The following is a 2124-nucleotide window of genomic DNA, read 5'->3' as shown; positions in this document are numbered from 1 at the left end:
GGCGGCTTCGGTGGCTCTTCATGAACTGGCTTGAGATGATTCGCGACATCATCAGCCGCCGAAGGTGAAGCCGTCGGCTGGGTCACACCTGGACTGCCCGAAACTGCGGACCGTACAGGGTGGGTGTCTAACTGCGTGACAACCGCGACGCACAGCCGCGAACAGCCGCGGACGTCAGGTGACAGGTACAGCAGCCCAAGGGCAGTGAGCATCCCGAGTTGCTTCGGGACGAAGAGGTCGTAGGTCCTTCTACTCAGTACGGCCGCGGGATCTCGTGTTCGCCCAACGCCACCTCGTACCGGACCAGTAGAGCGTCCAGGTTCGCCAGGAGGAGGCCGGCGGAGTCCCGAGCTTCGTCCAAGTCACCTCGCTCGCAGGCGTCCATCACCTCGGCTACGTCGCTGCGGAGGATGTGAAGGGAGTCGCCCTGTACCAGCACCCCGGGGAACCGCCTGCCGGGCATGCGAACTACGGCGTCGTTGCCACCGTCAGTGAACAGCTCTGCCTCAATGCGCTCCATCGCACCATCCAACCTGACATCACTAGCTGACATCAACGACGGCGTACGCAAGCGACCTTGAGCACCCACGCGCACTGGACCGGCAGAAGGGCCAGGGTTTCACCCAGGCCGCCCACTCGAACTCCTAGAGCGGGTGTCGCAGGTTTCGAATCCTGCCGGGGGCACAGACAGCATCTGTACGAGATGTGCTTGGGCAAGGGCCCGCGACCGGGTTGGTCGCGGGCCCTTGCGCGTGCCTGGGTGCCGTGGTGCTGGTGATCGTCTCCACCGCGCGGCTCTATTGGCTCGTGATCAGCGGCAGTGAAGGGCAGGATGCCTGGATGCTCACTCCGGCCGGCAACATCCGCGGCACGGCCGAGGACGGCCCGTACCGCTGTCCTTGCTGCGGCTTCCTCACCCTCGATGAGCGCGGCATGTTCGAGATCTGTCCCGTGTGCTTCTGGGAGGACGACGGGCAGGGCGATCACGATGCCGATGAGGTTCGAGGCGGCCCCAACCGCGGGCTGAGCCTCACCGAGGCACGAAGGAACTTCCGCGCCATGGGAGCCAGCGACGAACGCCGTACCCAGTTCGTGCGCGGCCCCTTGGGGCCTTCTGTGCCTCACTGCGTTACGGCATTGCCGCGTCACTCCCGAACTCGGCGGTGAAGACAAGATCGCCCAGGGTCGTGCGGACAGCGGTCGTGATGCGGTCCACGTCGCCGCGTTCGGCCGGGGGCAGAGGTGCCCGTACGGAAGTGCGGGAGCGGGCTGCGGTGCCGAGGAGTCGGGCGGCCAGTTCGGAGCGGCCTGCCAGGTGATGGGCGCCGGCCAGACCCTCCAGGGCGAGGGCGACGGCTCGGGGGTCCCCGGTGGTGCGGGCTGCCGTCAGGCCTTCGGTGTGGAGGTGGAAGGCGGCATCGTGGTCGCCGCGGAGTTCGGCGATGAAGCCGAGTTCGGCGAGGATGAGAGCGGCGCCGTTCTCCGCCTCGAAACGGCGGTTCCACTCCAGCCAGGTACGCAGGTAGGGCTCGGCCTCCGCCAAGCGTCCTTGGCGCCGGGCGCCGAGAGCGAGGCCGACCTCGGCGAACTCCTGGGCGCGGTGGTCGGCATGCTGGACGGCGAGCCGTCTGCCGTTGTGATGGAGTCGCTCGGCTCGCGCGTGGTCGCCGTCCAGGAGTGCGATCCGGCCCAGTTCGGACCAGCGGACGGACGCCTCGGTCCACAGGCCCAGGTCCTCGGCGATGCGCAGGCCGTTCTGGTGCTCGGCCTCCGCGGACCGGTAGTCGCCCTCGATCTCCGCCAGCCTGCCCAGCACTCCGATGGCCTGCAACTGACCCCAGTGGTCGCCGAGTTCCCGGAAGAGGGTGAGGCTCGTCTCGGCGTCGGACCGGGAGGCCGCCAGATCACCGCGTACGTACCGCTGCACGCCCCGTAGGCTCAATGCCGCCGCGATCCCCCAGCGCTCGCCCCGCGTCCGGACATCGGCCAGGGTCCGGCGCACGAGCTCCTCACCCACCTCCATCGCGCCGAACATCGTCGCGGCATGGGCGAGGAACCAACCTGGGCCGCCCCTGCCGATGTCACCGACGTCAGCCATGTCCTCGTACAGGCGCAGCGGCACGC

Annotated in this window: 3 protein-coding genes; 1 reads left to right on the top strand and 2 read right to left on the bottom strand. The window is 68.3% G+C overall.

The window, feature by feature from the left end; translation table 11 throughout:
* Positions 1-253 precede the first annotated feature (253 nt).
* Positions 254-520, bottom strand: coding sequence for a DUF6959 family protein (locus ACZ5CR_RS43940; protein WP_468868912.1), 267 nt, complete (start codon positions 518-520; stop codon positions 254-256).
* A gap of 245 nt (positions 521-765) precedes the next feature.
* Here ACZ5CR_RS43940 and ACZ5CR_RS43935 point away from each other — a divergent pair, with 245 nt between their 5' ends.
* Positions 766-1167 carry a CPCC family cysteine-rich protein gene (locus ACZ5CR_RS43935; RefSeq protein ID WP_468868910.1) on the top strand — a complete coding sequence of 134 codons (402 nt, stop codon included), beginning with the start codon at positions 766-768 and terminating at the stop codon, positions 1165-1167.
* Here the strand turns inward: ACZ5CR_RS43935 and ACZ5CR_RS43930 are convergent.
* A partial coding sequence (locus ACZ5CR_RS43930; RefSeq protein WP_468868908.1) for a tetratricopeptide repeat protein occupies positions 1130-2124 on the bottom strand: 995 nt, incomplete at its 5' end. The two genes, ACZ5CR_RS43935 and ACZ5CR_RS43930, sit on opposite strands and share 38 nt — an antisense overlap.

The organism is Streptomyces sp. NPDC031274, assembly GCF_055570235.1.
The sequence above is the reverse complement of the archived record's forward strand: the minus strand, read 5'-3'. Positions and strand labels throughout refer to the sequence as shown.

Bases quoted from the DNA above. Each gene is read 5' to 3' on its own strand.
- ACZ5CR_RS43940 (WP_468868912.1), bottom strand. From the start codon at position 520: ATGGAGCGCATTGAGGCAGAGCTGTTCACTGACGGTGGCAACGACGCC.